The sequence below is a fragment of the Microbulbifer aggregans genome (genome assembly GCF_020524005.1).
GTDB lineage: Bacteria > Pseudomonadota > Gammaproteobacteria > Pseudomonadales > Cellvibrionaceae > Microbulbifer > Microbulbifer aggregans_A.
The window spans coordinates 524,151-544,496 of record NZ_JAIVKK010000004.1 but is presented as its reverse complement, the minus strand read 5'-3'; the positions used below and the strand labels follow the sequence as shown (position 1 = coordinate 544,496).

Here is a 20,346-nt window from a genome sequence, read left to right as displayed (position 1 = left end):
CTCGCTCAGGCTTCGGCAGCTTCGGGCTGTTTTTGTTTTTCTTTCTGTTCGCTCACTACGGCTTCAGCCTCCGGGCCTTCGCTGTAGGGATGAACATCGGAATCGAAATCCGCAGGCAGTTCGACTTTCGAAGTCACCAGTTCAATAAGGTGATCAATGGAAAACAGGCATATGAGCAGGCCGGACAGCGGCAATACACTGTAAACGTAGCCCATGGGAATATTCAGTGCGGCAGAGAACTGTTCAAGCTCGAAGGTCAGCAGCATCAGTTTGGTACCGCCGTAAACCATGGCTCCGGCAGCAAAAGCAAAGCACACCAGCACCACAAAAACCTGCAGGAATTTGCGCGCGTTGCCATGCAGTGCGTTAGTCAGCAGATCAATCCCCAAATGGGATCTTTTACGGTAGGCAAAGGCACCGCCGAGCAGGCCTATCCACACCAGCAGGTAGCGTGCCAGCTCTTCGGTATACGAGCTCGGCTGCATGGGTAGAAAGCGGGTGAGGATCTGCCAGGTTACATCCAGCACCATCAGTGCCAGCAACGCCGCCAGCACCGTACCCAGTGCTTTTTCAATTTTGTGCATCATCTTTAGCATTCCACTTTTTATGTTTATTTAGTGGGCTTTTATTTGTTTTTAATTCTTATCTTGTAGGAGCCTGCTTGCAGGCGAACAGAGAAAATTTCGCCTGCAAGCAGGCTCCTACGAGCACGGACGGGCATCGCCATCCGCATAAATCAATTTATTGCTTTTATTTCTGCCAGCAGCTCACCAACTTCGGTGCCCTGATAGCTGTCGTGCAGTGGTTTTACCGCATCGATAAACGGTTGTTTGTCCGGGTAGATCACTTCCACACCGGCGGCCTTCACTGCCGCGAGGGATTCTTCGGTAGATTCCTGCCACAGGGTGCGCTGGTAGGCGACGGCTTCATCCACCGCCTGTTGCAGCCAGCCCTGCTGCTGCGGGTTCAGCTTGTTCCACACCTGGGTGCTGATCAGCAGCAGGTCAGGCACATAAGTGTGCTCGTCCAGGGTGTAGTACTTGGAAACTTCGTAGTGTTTGGAAAGGTAGAAACTGGGCGGATTGTTTTCCGCTCCGTTAACCACACCCTGCTGCAATGCGGTGTAGAGCTCACCCCAGCTCACCGGGGTAGCAGCACCGCCGAGGGTGTTGACCATTTTGATCGCAGTCTGGCTGTTCTGGACGCGAATCTTCTGACCGTTGAGATCCGCCGGGCTCTGTACCGGCACATCGTTCATATAGAAGCTGCGGCTGCCGGCATCAAGGTAACCCAGGCCACGCAGGCGCGCTCGCTCACAGGCTACCAGCAGGTCTTTGCCGATATCGCTGTGCAGAACATTCCAGAAATGTTCGGAGTCACGGAAAACGTAGGGAAGGTTGAAGACCTTCATCTCCGGCACAAAGCCCTCCATCGGGCTGGCGGAGACCTTGGTCATGGCCAGGCTGCCAATCTGCAGCAGCTCGATCAGCTCGCGCTCACTACCCAGCTGACCGCCGGAATAGATATCGATCCGCATGGAATCGCCAGACAACTCGCGCAGCCGCTTATCCATAAACACCATCGCACGGTGAACGGAGTGCTGCTGGTCAAGGGTATGCGCAAGCTTCAGCGCCACCTGGGATTCCTTGAATCCACAGCTTGCCAGTACCAGCACGGAGCCGGCCAGGGCTGCCGCCATTAGCCGGCGAGCGGCGCAGGCACTGGGCCAACGAAAGAATCTTCTCGTTATCATCATCTTTTTGACCTGCGAATTATTTCTTATCGATTTACAGGTTTTCTTGGTTCTCACCGCCGCTATCAGCCAGCGGAAGACCAAACTGGTCAGGCCATTGTATCGGCAGCGGTCAGACGGTGCAATGCGATGGCGCCCATTCCCTGTTTATGGTTTTCTCGGGAATCGAGGGTACAGGACTTGAGCCCCCGCACCGGGCCAGCACCAAAATGAATATAGCGCCAATCAGATGAATATTTAACTTTGCAATCTACTGACGCCCTGACCCTCAACAGGCTACCGGTTGCGCCCCGGCCACGAATTCGGCCTGCGGAATGATGGCGCCGCGGTAACCGATAACCTGTGCGGCGCAGCGATTGCCAGACGCAATGGATTCCACCGGGCTGGCGCCCTGCAGGCGCGCCGCCAGGTAACCGGCATTGAAGGAGTCACCGGCACCGGTGGTATCTACCACCTGCGCCACCGCTGGCACATCAACTTCTGCCTGTTGCCCCTCACAGTGCAGCAACACCGGCTCGGCGCCGCGCTTGATGACAAGCTCTGACAGCCCGTGGTCGCTGTTGCGCTGTACGCACTGATCCACCACATCGTCACCCCACAGGGCCTGCTCGTCTTCAAAGGTCAGTAGCGCCATATCCGTCACGGACATAAAGGTCGCGACAACCTCCCGCGCATCGCCAACCGAGCGCCACAGGCGCGGACGGTAATTACTGTCAAAAGCCACACGGCCGCCGGCTGCGCGGTATTCTTTGAGGAAGTCGAGCAGTTCAGCACGGGCATCGGCAGCCATGATCGCGAGGGTGATACCGGAGAGGTAGAGACAGTCCATCTGCCGCAGGTGGGCTTTCAGCACTTCGCGTCGTTGTGGATCCGCAAACAGCTCCCGCGCCGGGGCCTCGCCACGCCAGTATGTAAAGTAGCGTTCGCCATCGGGGGTGTTCTGGATCATATAGAGGCCGGGGCAACGGCCGGATAGCCGGGCAATGGCACTGGTATCGATGCCCTCGTCGCCGAGACGGGTGAGCACTTCCTCACTGTAGGGGTCATCACCCAGCAGGGTGACATAACTGACGGAGACTCCGTGGCGGGCGATATACACTGCGGTGTTGTAGGTGTCCCCAGCATAGGACTGTCGCAGCAGTGCCTTGCCCTGCTCACCCGCCTGAGCCGCCGCCTGCGGCGCCAGCTCTACCATTACTTCTCCCAGTGCCGCCAGTTTCACTCGATTCTCCCACTATCTCTGCTTTTGTTTGTTATCGGTTACGTATCATCGATATTCGGCCCGCCGGTAAGGCTTGCCGGGACCTGCAGCTAAATGCCTTACCAGAATGGTTGACTGGTATAACCAATTTTTGGCACCATGGCAACACTCGGTGCTGTTGATGCACTGGTGTTTTCTCCATCGTCTGGCGCATTGGGGAGCCGAAGCTGGTTTGGGCTTCCGGTTTTCCCAGTTTTAGCGCACACCGCCCGCTCCCGTCTGGCACTTACCGGGGGAGCCGGGCGTTTTCTCTGTTGTACCCCGGACGTTCACTTTCAGTCAGGGACAACGGTTGCACTCGGGCAGGATTGCCCGGACGATGACGAGAGCATACAAGAATAAACAGGCGGCTGGTTCATATGACCAGCAGCTTCACACAGACAACTCGAACATCTGGAAGCTTCCAAAATGACACGCCCTCTGATTCTGCACCCCGACCGTCTGTTCCCGGCCGACAAGGTGAGCCGGGATATCGCCCGCAAGCTCTACGAGAGTGTTAAGGATCTGCCGATCATCAGCCCACACGGTCACACGGACCCGTCCTGGTTTGCCGACAACCAGCCGTTCGGCAATCCGACCAACCTGCTGATCCGCCCGGATCATTATGTATTCCGCATGCTTTACTCCCAGGGCATTCCGCTGGAGAGCCTGGGTATCCGCACTCAGGACGGCACCCCGATAGAACAGGATCCACGCAAGATCTGGCAGATTTTTGCAGAACACTATTACCTGTTCCGGGGTACGCCGTCCCGCACCTGGCTGGATACCGTGTTCCACGATGTGTTCGAGCTGGATGTACAGCTGAATGGCGACACGGCACAGGAATACTATGAGCGCATCGATAGCTACCTGCGCCAGCCGGAGTTCCTGCCGCGCGCATTGTTCGAGCGTTTCAATATTGAAGTGATCGCCACCACGGAGTCTCCGCTGGACGACCTGCGCCACCACCAGAAGATTCTGGACAGTGGCTGGAAAGGTCGCGTTATCACGGCCTTCCGCCCGGACCCGGTACTCGACCCGGACTTCGAGGGCTTTGTGGATAACTTGGCGCAGCTGGCAGAAATCACCGGTGAAGATACGTCTTCCTTGCCCGGGTATCTGGCAGCACTGCGTAATCGTCGCGAGTTCTTCAAAAAAATGGGCGCGACTTCTACGGACCACGGCCACCCCACCGCGACCACGGCCAACCTGTCGCCGGCGGAAGCAGAAGCGCTGTTTATGAAAGTGCGCGATGGCAATTGCAGTGCGGCCGATGCGGAGCTGTTCCGCGGGCAGATGCTGACCGAGATGGCGCGCATGAGCATTGAGGATGGCCTGGTGATGCAGATCCACCCGGGTTCCTTCCGCAACCACAATAAGGTGGTGTTTGAGCGCTTCGGCCGCGATAAGGGCTGTGACATTCCTTCCCAGACCGACTATGTGCACGCGCTGCAGCCTTTGCTGGAAGCGGTGGGCAATGAGCCAAACCTGAGCATCATTCTGTTTACCCTGGATGAAACCAGCTACAGCCGCGAGCTGGCGCCGCTGGCGGGTCATTACCCGGCGCTGAAGCTGGGCCCGGCCTGGTGGTTCCACGACAGTCCGGAAGGCATGCGTCGTTTCCGTGAGCAGGTGACCGAGACCGCTGGTTTCTACAATACCGTAGGCTTCAATGATGACACCCGCGCGTTCCTGTCCATTCCCGCCCGTCACGATGTGGCACGCCGTATGGACTGCACCTGGCTGGCACAACTGGTCGCGGACCACCGCCTGCAGGAAGACGAAGCCTTCGAACTGGCCGCGGACCTCGCCTACAATCTGGCGAAGAAAGCCTACAAGCTCTGATTCTAATCCGTGCTCTGGTGCTCTGTTGCTAGTTCAGTGGCGCCGGAGCACCGGGGATATGTTTTCAGAACCGAGCTAGGCGCCTCCCTGGGCGCTGCGTCGCAAACATCCTGTTTGCGACGCTTCTGAAAACAGATCCCCGGCACTCCTGCTTAAATTCAGCCGCGTTACTTCGTAAGCGAATACGAATTCGCTCAACCGAGTAGAAAAATATGAGCCAAGAAAGACTCAACAACAGCATTCTCGAAAACCTCCCTCCCGAGGTCATCAAACCCGCCTACGACCGGAATGAAGTCACTCCCGGTATCGTGCATCTGGGCATCGGCGCTTTCCACCGCGCGCACCAGGCGTGGTACACCGAAAACCGTATTGCCGCCGGCGAGAAAGACTGGGGCATTATCGGTGCGAGCCTGCGCTCTCCCGGTGTGCGCGATCAGCTGGTGCCTCAGAATGGCCTGTATTCCCTGGTGGAAAAATCCAATGCGGGCACCAAGGTACAGATCATTGGTGCGGTGAGCGATGTCTTCGTGGCCCCGGAAAGCCCGAGCCAGTTACTGGAGCTGTTGGCGCGCGAAGAGATTCGTATCGTTTCCTTGACCATTACCGAAAAGGGTTACTGCCACGATCCCGCAAGCGGCAACCTGAACCCAAAGCACCCGGACGTGGTGCAAGATCTGGAAAACCCCGAGCAGCCGAAATCCGCGCTGGGCTTTATTGTCGGCGCACTGAAACTGCGTAAAGAGCGCGGCTTGCCGGGCTTTACCGTTTTATCCTGCGATAACCTGCCCTCCAACGGCAAGCTGCTGGGGCGTGTTCTGGTGCAGTACGCGAAGCTAGTAGACGCCGAGTTAGCCGCGTGGATTGCACAAAACACCACCACACCGGCGACCATGGTCGATCGTATTGTGCCGGCCACCACCGACGCTGACCGCGATGAGCTGGAAGCGCTGATGGGCTGTCGCGATGAGGCGGCGGTTATGGCGGAGCCGTTTTCACAGTGGGTGGTGGAAGACAATTTCCTGCGCGGCCGTCCGGAATGGGACAAGGCCGGTGCGACCTTTGTGGATGATGTGGAGGTCTATGAGCTGATCAAGCTGCGCCTGCTGAACGGCAGTCACTCCATGCTCGCGTACAGCGGCTACCTGGCCGGTTTCGAAACTGTGGCCGATGTGATGGCGGAACCGGCATTCAACAAGCTGGCCCTGCACTTTATGAAAACGGAGGCCACGACCTCCATCGATGTGCCGGCGGATTTTGACGTGGCGGCTTATCAGGCCGAGCTGATTGAGCGGTTTGAAAACCGCGCATTGCGTCACCGCACCTGGCAGATTGCGATGGATGGCTCGCAGAAGATTCCGCAGCGCTGGCTGGGTACCCTGCGCCACCAGCTGGACAAAAATGGTCCTATCGAGGTACTTAGCTTTGCCCTCGCCAACTGGATTCGCTATGTATCTGCAGTGGATGAATCCGGCAATGCGATTGAGGTTTCCGATCCGCTGGCGGCGGAGCTGAAAGCGCTGTGTGACCGCTACAAGCCGGAAGGAGCCAAAGCGCTGGCAGAGGCTTTCCTCGCGTTTACGCCGGTATTTGGGGAAGATCTGCGAAACAGCGAGCGCCTGCTGCCTGCTGTGGCTGACTGGCTGGAGAAGCTGGCTGAGCGAGGCACCCTGGCCTGCGTACAAAGTAGTTTCGGTACCGTGGAATAACCCCACCCGTGAAGTAATTTTTTGTAGTGAGATCTTTTGGATTTCCAGCTACGCCGGGACATATTCAGGCCCGCGGCCAAAACCGCGGGCTTTTTTATTGGACAGTCAACGCTCTACCTTCACTCCGGCTTTTCTTCCGCCGGAAATTGACTGTCGTCGTTCTCGGGATTGGCCGGTCCCCAGGCATCTTCGTCCGCCATATTCGGCAACTGATGAGCAATACCTCGATGGCAGTCGATGCAGGTGGCCTTGCCTGTAGCCAGCTGAGTGGAATGCAAGCGCCGTGCGCGCTCACTCTGTACAGAAAAGTCCATATATTCGAAATCGTGGCAGTTGCGGCACTCCAGCGAATCGTTGGCCTTCAGGCGCGCCCACTCGTGTTTCGCCAGCTCCAGGCGTTTGTCGAGGAATTTTTCGCGCGTACTAATGGTACCGAAAATTTTTCCCCACACCTCTTTTGACGCCTGCATTTTTCGGGCAATTTTATGAGTCCACTCGTGGGGCACGTGACAGTCCGGACAGGTGGCACGCACGCCGGATCGATTGGTCCAGTGCACTGTGCCTTTAAGTTCCTGGTACACGTTATCGTGCATCTCGTGACAACTGATACAAAACTTTTCCGTGTTAGTCGCTTCGAGTGCGGTGTTGAAGCCGCCCCAGAAAATGATCCCGGCAATAAAGCCGGACAGCAGCAGAAAACCAAGGCTGAATGCGATCGGTGGCTCCCGCAATGTCTGCCAGTAGCTCTTTACCCATTTGATCATTACACAGTTCCCGGAAGTAAATGGATTCGCACGGTACGCCTCTACCTAATCGTCTTTTCCTTCCTTTTTCTGGCGGAGAAGAATATCCACATCTTTAAACGTATTGCCGACAGGAAGTTGAACACTGGTCTGCGGCACATGGCATTGCAGGCAGAAATAACGTCGCGGCGCCACACTCGCCAGCACCTGAAAATCCCGGTCCATAAAGTGGGTGATGCTAATCATCGGCGCGCCGCTGACACCGGTCTGTATCCGGGTGTGGCAGTCCAGGCAGCGGTTGTTGTTCTTGTCGATCTGGTAGTCGCGGATGGTATGGGGAATCGTCGGTGGCTGCTCCGGGTAGGCGCGAACGCGTTTTCCCTGCGCATTGACCGGGTCCGCGATTTTCGGCGGTGTCAGTTCCTCAAACAGGGTTCCGCCCTTGCGAATGCCGTCTGGCCCAGGAGTGGGGGGAAACTGCTCGGCAATCGTGGCAAGCCCACAAAAAAGTGCGGTAATCGTCAGGACACCAACAAATAACTGCTTTCTGTTCATTACCTAACCTCGGCGCCTATGCCAGATTGACCAGTTCGAGGCGAACCGCGCATTTTTTGAAGTCTGTCTGTTTGGAAATAGGATCCGTCGCGTCCAGCGTAACTTTGTTGATCAGGCGCTGGGCATCAAAGAAGGGAACGTATACCAGCCCTTTGGGTGGACTTACCCGTCCGCGGGTCTCGATTCGGGCAACCATTTCCCCGCGGCGGCTCACTACCTTCACTTCGCTACCGCGACGGAAGCCCTGCACTGCGGCATCATCCGGGTGCATATAGATCAGCGCATAAGGTACTGCCCTGTACAGCTCGGGAACGCGCTGCGTCATGGATCCGGTATGCCAGTGCTCCAGCACGCGACCAGTGCACAACCAGAAGGGATACTCCTTGTCGGGCGACTCAGCCGGCGGCTCATAGGGCAGCGCAAAAATCCGCGCACGGCCATCTTCATTGCCATAAAACTGCACACCCGCGCCCTTCTTCACATAGGGGTCAAAACCCTCGCGAAAACGCCACAGGGTTTCCTTGCCGTTGACCACTGGCCAGCGCAGACCGCGCTCCTGATGGTAACGATCAAATGGCGCCAGATCGTGACCGTGTCCGCGACCAAACTCTGCATACTCTTCAAAAAGGCCTTTCTGCAGATAAAAGCCAAAGGCTTCCGCTTCGTGGTTTTGGTAATCGGGATTGCGGTCCGACGATGGGAAGCGATTAACCTTGCCGTTGGCATACAGCACGTCGTACAAGGTTTTGCCCTTGTATTCGGGCTTTTTATCCAGCAACTCCCGGGGCCAGACCTCTTCCATCTTGAAACGCTTGGAAAATTCCACGATCTGCCACAGATCAGACTGGCTTTCTCCCGGTGCCCTGACCAACTGATGCCAGAACTGCGTACGGCGCTCCGAGTTGCCGTAAGCGCCTTCCTTTTCCACCCACATGGCACTGGGCAGGATCAGATCAGCAGCCTGTGCGGAAGTAGTGGGATAAGCGTCCGAAACAATAATGAAGGTTTCAGGGTTGCGCCAACCGGGCAGTAACTCCTGCATCAGGTTCGGGCCCGCCTGCGCGTTATTGGTTACCTGCGTCCAGTACACCCGCAACTTGCCGTCTTTGAGGGCGCGACTTTGCGCCACCGCGTGAAAGCCCGGTTTAGGAGGAATGGTGCCAGAAGGGAGCTGCCATATTTTTTCTGCAGTAGCCCGGTGCTTGGGGTTGGTGACTACCAGATCTGCAGGCAAGCGATGGGCAAAGGTGCCCACTTCACGCGCTGTGCCACAAGCGGAAGGCTGACCGGTGAGAGAGAACGGACTGTTGCCTGGGCTGGAGATTTTTCCGGTCAACAGGTGAATGTTGTAACACAGGTTATTGGCCCACACGCCCCGCGTATGCTGGTTAAAGCCCATGGTCCAGAAAGACATTACCTTCACTTTCGGATCGGCATACAGCTCGGCGAGCGCTGTCAGCCGCTCCTTCGGGACACCGGTTTCTTTGGCGACCCGGTCAAGCGAAAACTCCTTAACGAAATCCGCATACTCGTCATAGGTCATGTCGGTCCAGGTATTTGCCTTGTCCCGACCCGTGGCATTTTTTTCGAGTTCGTTATCATCCCGCAGGCCATAACCAATATCCGTCTGGCCGCGAACAAACCGGGTATGCTTGCGCACAAAATCCTTGTTCACCTTGTCATTCTGGATAATGTAGTTGGCAATGAAGTTCAGGATCATCAGATCCGAATGCGGGTTGAAAACAATCGGGATATCCGCCAGTTCAAAACTGCGGTGCTCGAAAGTAGACAGTACCGCAACCTTGCATCCGGGGTGCGATAACCTGCGGTCAGTCACCCGGCTCCAGAGAATCGGGTGCATTTCCGCCATATTCGAACCCCACAGTACGAAGGCATCGGCGTTTTCCATATCGTCGTAGCAGCCCATGGGCTCGTCGATACCGAAGGTGCGCATAAAGCCCATCACCGCGGAAGCCATGCAGTGGCGTGCGTTGGGGTCAATGTTGTTGCTGCGCAGCCCGGCCTTCATGAATTTGCTGGCCGCATAGCCCTCCCACACGGTCCACTGACCGGAGCCAAACATGCCCACAGATTCGGGCCCATACTCCTTCAGCGCCTCTTTGTATTTCTGCTCCATAAGGTCAAAGGCTCTGTCCCAGGAGACTTCAGTAAACTTGCCATTTTTGTCATAGCGTCCGTTCTTCATTCGCAACAGCGGTTTAGTCAGGCGGTCACTGCCGTACATGATTTTCGACAGAAAATAGCCTTTCACGCAGTTGAGGCCGCGGTTTACTTCCGCTTTGATATCTCCATGGGTTGCCACCACCCGGTCATCTTTGGTGCCCACCATGACGGAGCAGCCCGTACCACAAAACCGGCAGGGTGCCTTGTTCCAATTCAGTTCATTCTCACCGCCTTTGGTGACGAGGTTTTGCGCGCTGGCAGGAATAGCAAGCCCGGCAGCTGTGGCGGCTGCCGCGAGAGCGCTGGCCCGGGTAAATTCGCGTCGGGTAATGGCCATCTCATTCGTCTCCCACAATTTTTACCGGCTGCGTATCCGCAGCACTTTCCACCAGCAAGTCACCGGCTTCTGCCAACGGCATTTCCCGGTGGTAGACCATCACCACATTGACCACACCTGGCAGGTCACGGATATCCGCAATACCGTCGTTGATCTCGAAGTGATCACCCGCCTCCATCAACAAGACCAGCTTGCCCTCGGGCGTAGAAATCTGGATGTCCATCGCTGGCTGCGTATCCACCCACGCGCCAACCGCCGCGAGATGTTCCGGGCGAACATGGGCAACCAGACTGACGACGTGTAAAAATTTGTCATCGCTGGCCTCTGACTGAGAACAGGACATTTTTCCTACCAATTTTTTGGACGGGGTTAATGGCACGTCAACGAAGATCGTTTAATACAGGCACCAACAGGACACAAACGCGAATACCGGAGCGCATCACCGCGACCAGTAAATTCTCGAAATGACACGACCATGCATATTCATGCTGGCGGACCCGGTGGCCCGAATATCATCTGCATGATCCAGACAAAAAAGCCGTAACCACCAACGATGGCCACGGCTAGAAGCGGAAACAGGAATACCAGGATGAAGAGTACAAGCCGCCCTTCGCGACGCTTATGTGCAGCCATATCCTGCTGATCATTTTTGGCCAAGGTGAATCACCTGCTTCATTGCCAAATGAAATGAAACCAGCACTGAATATGCCGCTGAGCTCTAACGCTCACACAAGCGATCCATGCGCCGTTTCGGAATCTCTCAAATCAGTCTAGAAAGGCATACCCGGCCCGCAAGCTGCATGCGTGTATTTGGAAGAAAGGGCGCGGTTATTCGCGCTCAACGTGATATTAATCAGTAGTAAATCGACGGGATTCAGGCGACACAAAAAAGCCGGGCAATGCCCGGCAATTCGAAAATGACGTTGATATCGATTGAGACAGTCAGGAAGCGGCGTGTCGCTACTCCCCGGAAGAACCGGCTTAAGCCTCGTTACTCGGCTTGCCAATGGTCGCGAGAATACCGCCATCCACATAAACGATCTGGCCGTTCACGAAGTTGCTCGCGTCGCTGGAGAGGAACACCGCCGCTCCCTGCAGATCTTCAGGGTTACCCCAGCGGCCCGCCGGCGTGCGATTGATGATGAAGTCATTAAACGGGTTACCCTCCACACGGATCGGGGCGGTCTGGGCGGTGGCAAAGTAGCCCGGACCAATACCATTTACCTGAATATTGTGGCGTGCCCACTCAGTGGCCATATTGCGCGTCAGCATCTTTAGACCACCCTTTGCCGCTGCGTAGGCGGAAACAGAGTCGCGACCCAGCTCACTCATCATGGAACAGATATTGATGACCTTACCCGCGCCACGTTCGATCATGCGGCGCACGACAGGGCGGGTCATGGTCACGACACCAGTCAGGTTGGTATCGAGCACCTTGTTCCACTCTGACAATTCCATCTCCAGCAATGGAACACGGCGGATGATACCGGCGTTATTTACCAGAACATCAATCGGGCCCAGCTCCTGCTCGATCAGGCCCACCATGTCATTGACCACAGGCTCATCGGTAACGTTAAACAGGTAACCGTGCGCATCGAGGCCTTTCTCGCGCAACAGTGCTACCGCCGCATCCAGTTTTTCCTGTGAGGAGTGGCCGGTGATAACGAGTTTGGCACCGGCGTTGCCGAGACCTTCGGCCATTGCCATACCCAGGCCATGGGTAGCGCCGGTAACCAGCGCGAGCTTTCCATTGAGGTCGAACAGTGATTTGGACATAACTCACCTCCAAATTTTTGGTAGGAGCCTGCTTGCAGACGAACGGGCGTGACGCCCCATCTGTTGGTCGCCTGCAAGCAGCCTCCTACGCGAATATTTAATTTCAGGGATCAGCGCAGCTCGTTGGGCTGTACTTTATCCATATCGTCGTAATCGTGGTTTTCTCCAGCCATACCCCAGATAAAGGTGTAATTGCTGGTGCCCACCCCTGAGTGCAATGACCAGGTCGGTGAGATCACGGCCTGTTCATTCGCCATCCAGATAGTGCGCGTCTGCTGGGGCGGCCCCATAAAATGACACACGGCCTGGTCTTCCGGCACATTGAAGTACATATAGACTTCCATACGGCGGCTGTGGGTGTGGCAGGGCATAGTATTCCAGCAACTGCCGGCCGCCAGCTCGGTCATGCCCATCTGCAACTGGCAGGTTTCCAGCACATCTTTCACCAGCAGCTTGCGCAGCGTGCGCTTGTTACAGGTTTCAGATGCGCCCAGCTCGATAACCTGTGCATCCCCCTGCCCCACTTTGCGGGTTGGGAACTCGCGGTGGGCAGGTGTCGACAGGATGTAAAATTTCGCCGGCGCAGATTTGGCATTGCTGGAGAACCTCACGTCCTGTGAACCGCGGCTCACATACAGCGCTTCCTTGGTGCCGATTTCATACACCGTGCCGTCCACCTCGACACAGCCCGGGCCACCGACATTGATAACGCCCAGTTCGCGGCGCTCAAGGAAATAGTCGGATTTCAGTGCGTCTACCGTTTCCAGTTTCACCTCGCTTTCGACCGGCATCACACCACCAACCATCATGCGATCCACATGGCTGTAGGTCAGGTGCACGGTATCCGCTGAAAACAGCTTCGGTACCAGGAATTCGTCGCGCAGACGCTCGGTGTCGTATTGCACATAGTCTGCCGGGTGGCTGGCAAAACGCTCTTCAAATGTGGTGGTCATAGTATTCCCCAGTTTTACTTCTTTCCCCTTTAACCAATGCGCTGAAAAGCAAAGGCGCTGATGGCCGAACCCCTTTCGCGAGACCTTCTAAAACAGGGATGTTTTAGAAGAGCCCCCATGGATGGGTTCACGGCGTGTCTCGCGAAAGGGGTTCGGCCAGCAGGGCCGCCACGGAGCCCATCAAAGGCACCGCCAGCCCGCTGGGCTATTTATGATTCAGACTGCAACAGCTTGTACATCTCAACACCGGAGGTAATAAACGGTGCAGTGCCCTTGGGATCGTCGTCGTAGATGGGCTCGCTCATGTAGTACTCGTAGCTACCATCGCGGCCATAGCCCAGACCAGCAACCTGGCACATGTCGGTGATGCTAATAGTGCCATCGGCATGCACCTGCACGAACTCATCGAGCAGCCCCTGATAAGCTTTCTTCGCAGTTTCCTGATACTTGTCTTTAGGCAGATAGCCCTGATTCATCGCCTTGGCATAGAAGTAGGTGAACATGGTGCTGGCAGTAGACTCACGGTAATTGCCGCGCTCGCCGGGCTTGTCGATAATCTGCCACCAGGTACCACTCGCCGGGTCCTGGTATTTTTCAATAACCGGAGCAATTTCCGCGATCATATCCAACAGGTACTGACGCTCTTCCGCATTTTCCTCGGGGATGTAGTCCAGCACATCCACCAACGCCATCGCCAGCCAGCCCATGCCGCGGGCCCAGTGGTAACCGGAAAGTCCGGTATCCTTATCTGCCCATACCTGCTCGCGCTTTTCATCCCACGCGTGATAATAGAGGCCCGTCTCGGGATCTCTCAGGCGTTTGTGCACCAGCTTAAATTCCGCGAGTACTTCTTCAACTTTGGGCTCATCGTGCATCAGCTGTTCATACTGGGCGAGGAACGGGATACCCATGTAGACACCATCCAGCCATACCTGGTACGGGTAGCGCTTCTTGTGCCAGAAGGCGCCCTCGGAAGTTCGCGGATGGTGTTCAAGCTGTTCATACAGGGTATCTACAGCCATCTTGTAGCTTTCTTCCTGATTGCGCTCATACATACGCAGCAGCATGGTGCCGGCACGTATGCTGTCGATATTGTATTTTTCCTGCTCATAGCCGTTGATGCTGCCATCCGCATTAACAAATGACCCCATCACGGTATTTACCGCTTCGGCATAGCGGGCTTCCGGCGCGACCTGGTTCAGCTCGTCGTACGCCTGCATCACCATGCCAGTGGTATATTCGAAGTAGGAAGGGCGCTTGCGGATATGGTCAAAACCACCAAATGCGTAATCCAGGGTTTTGCGCTGTAATTCAGAATCCGCCAGACGCTTGCTCCACTCCAGCGCCACATCCGCGGTCAGCGGCTTCTCGGTTTCCGCCACGCTGGCTGAAGTGGTCAGGCGCTGGCGCAGGGGCATGGTGAGTTTTTCCGCTTCCTGTTTCAGGTAGGTTTCAAACTCCGCCTTGCTGGTAATCGGACCATGTTCGCTCGCCACTTCTTTTTCCCAGGCGGCGACAAAGTAATACTGAATTTCTTTATCGGCAGGTTTCAGGATTGCGACCTGGTTGTGTTCGTCCTGAGTGGTTTCCTTGATGGCCTTGCGCTTCGCCAGCACCGCCATACCCAGGTTGCTGCCGTCCAGGCTCTGCGCACCGTAGGTACCAATGTACGTCCAGGCGTGGCCGGTAATATCCATATCGCCAACGATCAACTCAGTACCCGGATGATTCACGATTCCGGCCACCAGGTTGTCCAGCTCTTCACTGGTCTTTGCATTGACCTCAACCAGACGGCTACCCGCATGCATGGAGAGCAATGCGGAAAGATCAGTCTGCTCGCCCTCGACCGGCTGCCAGCCCTTGTAGTCGATTTTAAATGCAGAGTAGAGATCGCCGTTTTCGGTAATCTCGGCGCGCCAGTCCTGTACGTCGCTTACACGGATGACCTTTTCACCATCCCAGTAACCGTAGCCACCAACACCGAGGGCGCTGCCTACCTTGAGAATGTCCATACCCCAGTCCGACGGCTCATGGTAGGAATCAAACCCGTCCTGACCCACGCCCTGTAACACCGGCTCGCGGGTGTGCTTGCCGAAAATATCGAAGCCATTGCGCCAGTCCAGATACACGCGGTAACCAACGAGATCAGACTCGATACCGGGGCCTTCGTAACGGATATACCAGGAGTGGTCCGTGTGCTCTTCGGGCACTTCCAGTACATTCACGTTCTGGAAACTGCCACCCAGGTATTCGCGCTCTTTCCACTCGCCGCCCACTTTGTGGGAAATTTCTGCCTGGGTCAGCTTGGCGCTTTCAATAAGCGCATCAGCTTCCGCAATGCGTAGCTTCAGGGTTTCATCCACGGCAACATCGACGGTAAACAGGATACCGTCCTTGCTGCCATCTGCATCTTTATCGATGGCCTGAGTCGGAATAACTTCCGCCTGGTTCCACACTGCAATCGGCGATGCGAATCCCGGCTTAAGCCCGAGTTCGTAGTAGCTGAGGTAAACCGCTTCATCCAGACGCGCAAAATCAGACGGGTTGGAAAGTTCCAGAGATGCGATCGCGTTTGGCACCTCGGCAACAGGGGGCGCCTGTACCGTTGTTTCTGCTTTCTCTCCACAAGCGGTCAGCGTGGCCGCCGCCAGCGCAAATGCCAGGGCATTTACATTCAGATTGCGATTGGACTTCTCAAACAGTTTCACAGACTTCTCCACGAATTCGGATTTTATTCTGTTATTAAATCGAAAAACGGCCGGGTGCGATTGCGAATCCACGCGCTGGTGTTTCCACCGGCAGAATCCCTGCACCCGGCCGTTACTACATCGCTCTAGATCGGTAAATCAGATCAGAACTTGTATTGCGCACCAACGTAGTATTGACGACCGTAAGTGTGATCAACCACGATGCGGCCAGCACTATCAATCATTTGACGGTTGGGCTCATTAGTGAGGTTGATCGCCTCGAGGCTCAGCTTCCAGTTGTCATTCAGGTTGTAGCCGGCGACGAAGTCGACATTGGTAGTACCTTCGGTGTATTCGAAGTCGTTACCGTCTCGGCCGTTGCCCATCTCACGCGTGTTGTAGTCACTACGTGCAGCATAGGATAGGCGTGCATTCCAATCTTCGTTCTCATAGTAAACAGTGGCGTTATACGAGTTCTTGGATTGGTTGTTCAACGGACCGTAGTTCGGTTCTTCCGCGGTACCGAAATTCATTTCGGAATCAACGTAGGTGTAGTTCAGGATCAAACCGTAGTTATCGAAGAACACCTGCTGGTACTGAAGCTCGAAACCGGAAATTTCGCCACCTTCGCCATTGAAATAGCGATTGATGCTCCAGGAGTCGGTTTCATCGTATTCACCTTCATCCCGCAGAACAGATGCGTCAAAACCGGTATCGGCCCAGGACTGGTTCTCGAATGTGTCCTTTTTGATAAAGGATTCAACATCCTTGTAGAAGTATGCCGCGGCAAATACTGCATCCTCGGTGAAGTACCATTCATACGAGAGGTCGTATGCACGAGCACGGAAAGGATCCAGTTTGGGGTTACCGTAGCTTACCTCACCCAGGAACTGGGAAATGCTGCCACCAGGGGTTAGCTGGCCCAGTGCTGGACGCGACATCACGTCGGCCACAGAAAAACGCACAACCATATCTTCGTGTACGTCCAGCGCAAGGTTCAGGGAAGGCAAGGTATCGGTATATTCGTTGGTCGCAATTACCTGTATTAGGTCACCGTTCAAATCGGTAAAGCCAGTAGACTCTACCTCGGTAGTGACGCGACGAACACCGACATTACCGCGGAGTGGCATGCCTGCAAGCTCAGTGTTCCAACCCAACTGAACGTAGTAACCGGTATCGTCTTCTTTTACGTTACGCACATCGGAAGCTCGGGGAGCCATACTTTCCGCGACAGCCTCCGCATAGGTGTCGAGAGTAGACTCCACATCCGGGGAGAACCAGGTAATACCATTCATACTGGTGGTGCTACCTTCCAGGGCTGTAGCCGGAATATCACTGAACTTCGGCCCCGCGCGATTCTCTTCCACGTCGAACTCAAAGCTCTTATTGGATGCACCGGCTTTTACGCTGAGCTCATCCGTCAGATCGAATTCCAGGTTAAACGCCACGGTATCGAATGAATTGTCCACAGTGTTCGGGCGATGACGCAATTCAACGAAGTCGAAGTTCGCCGGATTGGAGGTATCGAAATCCGCAAAGTCGATGCTGCCACCAGCGGTCGTCGCGTTATAGGTGAAGCTGTTCTGGACATTGATCGCGTCTACGATTGCCGTGGTTTGCATCGGGTTGTTGAAATTGGATTCAGACGCACCCCAGACCATATCACCACGCAGGCGATCGGTGAATTCGTGAGAGCCACGGATGGAAAACTGATCAAACTTCGTTTCCAGTTCGTCGAAACGATGCTCAACCCGCAGATCATAGTTATCCACAGTCATGGAGGTGATGGTGCCATTACCATCCATAACGTAATTGGTTACATCGTATTCCGGGTAGTTGCCTCCATCTTTCAGGCTCACGGAAACAAACTCTTCCTCACGAGTAGCATCGTAAGTAGAGGTCAAATAGTCCACCAGGATTTCAGTTTTGTCGGTCGGACGGAATTGCAGGGTACCGGTAAAGCCCTGGCGCTCCTGCTCATGCATGAATTTTCCGTAGCGGGGAATGCGCGGGAAAAAGCCTTCATTCAGTGCTGCCAGCTCGGCGTCATCTGCACAAGCGGAACAATTGGCAATTTCTTCCTTGGCGGTCCAGCGCACGGTAGAGAACCCCTGCTCAAGGACATTGCGCTTGGATTGGGAATAAGTAGCCAACCAACCGATTGTGCCGGCCTCGTTCTTGCCAGCAACCAGGAAAGAGGTACGCGGATCGGCTTCTTTGGACTGACTGTTATAACCCGCCTGCACATTGGCAGCGAAGGTAAAGTCCTGATCCATATCCAGCGGACGGCCGGTGTTCAGGTCAACCGTGGCCCCCAGGGAACCCTCGTCCAGCTCGGCAGAAGAAGTCTTGTGCACCGTTAGGTTGGAAAACAGTTCGGAAGCAAAGGTATTGAAGTCGAAAGTACGGGCGCGGTTGGTGCTGCCCGACGAGTCCGCGCCACCGGTAGTGGATACCGCTTCCAGGCCATTGATGCGTACGCGGGTGAACTGTGCTCCCAAGCCGCGTACGGAAATGTTACGACCTTCACCGGCGTCGCGGGTAATCGCAACACCCGGGATACGCTGCAGGGACTCTGCCAGGTTGAGGTCGGGGAAGTCGGCGATGTCTTCGGCCAGGATGGTGTCTTTGCTACCTACCGCATCGCGCTTTTGATCCAGTGCTTTGGAGAGGCTGTCACGGTAACTGGCGGTTACTGAGACTTCTTCCAGGCTGGCATCATCTATGTTGGATTGTTGGGATTCCTGAGCAATCGCCGGTACCGCAATCATGGCCATCGCTAGAGTGAGGGGTTTTAGCTCAAAAGTCTTCATGACTCTCATCTCCGCTATCGTCGTTATTCTGGTAAAACCTATTTTTGGTTTTACCGCTTATTATTACTTATTAGGCAAGCCGATATTCGCACACGGATTACCAACTGACAACTTTTGGCTGACCAATTGTCGGCCTTATTATCGAGTTATTGTGTCAATTGTGTTGAATTTGGCGACAGAATACTGATGACTGCCGCAAACCCTGCAGCAGTCGCCAGGCAATTCTGCCGGAAAACAGGAATCTGCTCAGCTGGGACGAAAGGTCTCGCCGTTGATTTGTACGTCATCAACGGTCAGGCCAGTCACCTCCTCGATTACCCCCAGAGACTCGGCCCGCTGGATCCGGCTATTAGAAATCTGGAGACCCCGAATCGGCGCGCGGGCAAAGCCTCGAATGTGGAAGGCACGCTCGGCCTGATCGCAGACAAGATTTTCAACCTGGATGTTATATACGTTCGGGTCAAAGTCGCCCTGATCCCCCTCCTCGTAGAAGAAGTTGATCACGATGACATCCTTCACCTGGCCGATGGTCAGGTTGCGCACATAGATATCGTGGATATTCCCGCCGCGCATGGCGTTGGTCTTTATCCGCAGGCCACGCTCCAGGTTCGGGCTGCTCATCACACAGTCCTCGAGGAACACATTGCGTACCCCGCCGGAAATCTCACTGCCGAGCACCAGCCCGCCGTGCCCATCGCGCATCTGACAGTTACGTACCACGACGTTCTCGGTGGGTACATTGACCCGGCGACCATCCGCATTGCGGCCGGACTTAATCGCGATACAGTCGTCGCCGTTGTCGAACAGGCAGTCTTCGATCAGCACGTTACGACAGGATTCAGGATCGCAACCATCGGAATTAGGACCATGACTGCGCGTGGTAACACCGCGAACGGTCAAGCTTTCACACAACACCGGGTGAATCACCCAGAACGGTGAATTCTCCAGGGTAACGCCCTCGATCAGGACGTTGTTGCACTCGTAGAACTGTACCAGCGGCGGGCGCAGATAGGCCCCTTCGCCGTAGTGGCGATCGGCAACCGCCACGCCGCTTTCCGCGTCATCCATCAGCGCCGCGCGGGCCTGGTGCTGGGTCACGCCATCATTGGAGCTCTGTGAACATTTGCCGTTTTTGCCTTTCCAGGGCCACCAGGTGTCACAGTTGGCACCGCCATCAATCAACCCCTTACCGGTAATGGCGATGTTGTCGCACTTGTGGGCGTAGATAAGGGGGGAATACCCCATCATTTCCAGACCTTCCCAGCGGGTTTTCACCTCTGGCAGGTAGCGATCGGGCTCGGGAATAAAATGGATTTCCGCCCCTTCCTGGAGGTGCAGCTCAGTATTTGAGACGAGGTGAATGGGACCGGTGCGGTATTTGCCCGCCGGGACAACGATACGCCCGCCACCGGCGGTACGGCACTCATCAACTGCACGGGCAAAAGCGGCGCTGGCATCCTCACCCTCCCCCTGCGCGCCCAACGACTTCAGGTTGAAGTCACGAGCCGGAATTACCGGCAGCTTGATGGACGACAGAATCTCGGGGACGGCACTCCAGGGGCCGTTGTACTGCGCCCGTGGCGGGCGGCTCATCGCTAAAGTCTGCGGGATCAACTGGGGAATGGCAGGCACAACAGCCGCAGCCATCAGAGATCGCAGAAAAACTCGCCGGTTCAATCCGGTCATAGGTGCCTCCCGGGGCTTATTGTTTTAGGTGTATACATGGCATTGCCAGCACATGTGGCAAGACCAGA

15 protein-coding genes are annotated in these 20,346 nt (G+C 55.6%); 2 read left to right on the top strand and 13 right to left on the bottom strand.

The window, feature by feature from the left end; genetic code table 11:
* Positions 1-5: 5 nt before the first annotated feature.
* From LC093_RS09940 to LC093_RS09930, 3 genes are all read right to left on the bottom strand, one after another.
* Positions 6-587, bottom strand: coding sequence for a TRAP transporter small permease (locus tag LC093_RS09940; RefSeq protein ID WP_319004917.1), 582 nt, complete (start codon positions 585-587; stop codon positions 6-8).
* Between the two features lie 149 nt (positions 588-736).
* Entirely contained in the window at positions 737-1,699 is a 963-nt protein-coding gene (locus LC093_RS09935) for a TRAP transporter substrate-binding protein (protein WP_226664750.1), read from the bottom strand.
* A 322-nt stretch (positions 1,700-2,021) separates the two neighbouring features.
* The gene (locus LC093_RS09930) at positions 2,022-2,975 is read right to left on the bottom strand and encodes a sugar kinase (protein ID WP_226664627.1); all 954 of its coding nucleotides are present in this window, start codon (positions 2,973-2,975) and stop codon (positions 2,022-2,024) included.
* Positions 2,976-3,422: 447 nt separating this feature from the next.
* Between LC093_RS09930 and uxaC the strand changes: the two genes are divergently transcribed.
* Together uxaC and LC093_RS09920 are read left to right on the top strand one after the other, a co-directional pair.
* Complete coding sequence (uxaC, locus tag LC093_RS09925; RefSeq protein ID WP_226664626.1) at positions 3,423-4,838, top strand: glucuronate isomerase; 1,416 nt, start codon at positions 3,423-3,425, stop codon at positions 4,836-4,838.
* Positions 4,839-5,050: 212 nt separating this feature from the next.
* Positions 5,051-6,544, top strand: coding sequence for a mannitol dehydrogenase family protein (locus LC093_RS09920; RefSeq protein WP_226664625.1), 1,494 nt, complete (start codon positions 5,051-5,053; stop codon positions 6,542-6,544).
* Between the two features lie 119 nt (positions 6,545-6,663).
* Here LC093_RS09920 and LC093_RS09915 read toward each other — a convergent pair whose 3' ends face one another.
* The 10 genes from LC093_RS09915 to LC093_RS09870 all read right to left on the bottom strand — a co-directional run bounded on the left by LC093_RS09915 (position 6,664) and on the right by LC093_RS09870 (position 20,278).
* Complete coding sequence (locus LC093_RS09915; protein WP_264192971.1) at positions 6,664-7,308, bottom strand: cytochrome c3 family protein; 645 nt, start codon at positions 7,306-7,308, stop codon at positions 6,664-6,666.
* 45 nt (positions 7,309-7,353) lie between these two features.
* Positions 7,354-7,842, bottom strand: coding sequence for a nitrate reductase cytochrome c-type subunit (locus tag LC093_RS09910; protein ID WP_226664624.1), 489 nt, complete (start codon positions 7,840-7,842; stop codon positions 7,354-7,356).
* A 16-nt stretch (positions 7,843-7,858) separates the two neighbouring features.
* Positions 7,859-10,363 (bottom strand): nitrate reductase catalytic subunit NapA, encoded by a 2,505-nt coding sequence (gene napA / locus LC093_RS09905; RefSeq protein WP_226664623.1) that lies wholly within the window; start codon positions 10,361-10,363, stop codon positions 7,859-7,861.
* A 1-nt stretch (position 10,364) separates the two neighbouring features.
* Positions 10,365-10,706, bottom strand: a complete 342-nt coding sequence (locus LC093_RS09900; protein ID WP_226664622.1) for a chaperone NapD — start codon at positions 10,704-10,706, stop codon at positions 10,365-10,367.
* Positions 10,707-10,846: 140 nt separating this feature from the next.
* The gene (locus LC093_RS09895) at positions 10,847-11,020 is read right to left on the bottom strand and encodes a periplasmic nitrate reductase, NapE protein (RefSeq protein WP_226664621.1); all 174 of its coding nucleotides are present in this window, start codon (positions 11,018-11,020) and stop codon (positions 10,847-10,849) included.
* Positions 11,021-11,344: 324 nt separating this feature from the next.
* Entirely contained in the window at positions 11,345-12,139 is a 795-nt protein-coding gene (locus LC093_RS09890) for a gluconate 5-dehydrogenase (protein ID WP_226664620.1), read from the bottom strand.
* Between the two features lie 110 nt (positions 12,140-12,249).
* Positions 12,250-13,092 (bottom strand): 5-dehydro-4-deoxy-D-glucuronate isomerase, encoded by an 843-nt coding sequence (kduI, locus tag LC093_RS09885; protein ID WP_226664619.1) that lies wholly within the window; start codon positions 13,090-13,092, stop codon positions 12,250-12,252.
* Between the two features lie 209 nt (positions 13,093-13,301).
* Positions 13,302-15,800: a DUF4861 family protein gene (locus LC093_RS09880; protein ID WP_226664618.1), complete on the bottom strand. Its 2,499-nt coding sequence runs from the start codon at positions 15,798-15,800 to the stop codon at positions 13,302-13,304.
* Positions 15,801-15,943: 143 nt separating this feature from the next.
* Complete coding sequence (locus LC093_RS09875; protein ID WP_226664617.1) at positions 15,944-18,592, bottom strand: TonB-dependent receptor; 2,649 nt, start codon at positions 18,590-18,592, stop codon at positions 15,944-15,946.
* A gap of 246 nt (positions 18,593-18,838) precedes the next feature.
* Entirely contained in the window at positions 18,839-20,278 is a 1,440-nt protein-coding gene (locus LC093_RS09870; RefSeq protein WP_226664616.1) for a glycoside hydrolase family 28 protein, read from the bottom strand.
* Positions 20,279-20,346 lie beyond the last annotated feature (68 nt).

Coding starts and splice junctions, on each gene's coding strand:
- LC093_RS09940 (WP_319004917.1), bottom strand. CDS start 587: ATGATGCACAAAATTGAAAAAGCACTGGGTACGGTGCTGGCGGCGTTG.
- LC093_RS09875 (WP_226664617.1), bottom strand. CDS start 18,592: ATGAAGACTTTTGAGCTAAAACCCCTCACTCTAGCGATGGCCATGATT.
- LC093_RS09910 (WP_226664624.1), bottom strand. CDS start 7,842: ATGAACAGAAAGCAGTTATTTGTTGGTGTCCTGACGATTACCGCACTT.
- LC093_RS09900 (WP_226664622.1), bottom strand. CDS start 10,706: ATGTCCTGTTCTCAGTCAGAGGCCAGCGATGACAAATTTTTACACGTC.
- LC093_RS09890 (WP_226664620.1), bottom strand. CDS start 12,139: ATGTCCAAATCACTGTTCGACCTCAATGGAAAGCTCGCGCTGGTTACC.
- LC093_RS09870 (WP_226664616.1), bottom strand. CDS start 20,278: ATGACCGGATTGAACCGGCGAGTTTTTCTGCGATCTCTGATGGCTGCG.
- napA (WP_226664623.1), bottom strand. CDS start 10,363: ATGGCCATTACCCGACGCGAATTTACCCGGGCCAGCGCTCTCGCGGCA.
- kduI (WP_226664619.1), bottom strand. CDS start 13,092: ATGACCACCACATTTGAAGAGCGTTTTGCCAGCCACCCGGCAGACTAT.
- uxaC (WP_226664626.1), top strand. CDS start 3,423: ATGACACGCCCTCTGATTCTGCACCCCGACCGTCTGTTCCCGGCCGAC.
- LC093_RS09935 (WP_226664750.1), bottom strand. CDS start 1,699: ATGGCGGCAGCCCTGGCCGGCTCCGTGCTGGTACTGGCAAGCTGTGGA.
- LC093_RS09920 (WP_226664625.1), top strand. CDS start 5,051: ATGAGCCAAGAAAGACTCAACAACAGCATTCTCGAAAACCTCCCTCCC.
- LC093_RS09915 (WP_264192971.1), bottom strand. CDS start 7,308: ATGATCAAATGGGTAAAGAGCTACTGGCAGACATTGCGGGAGCCACCG.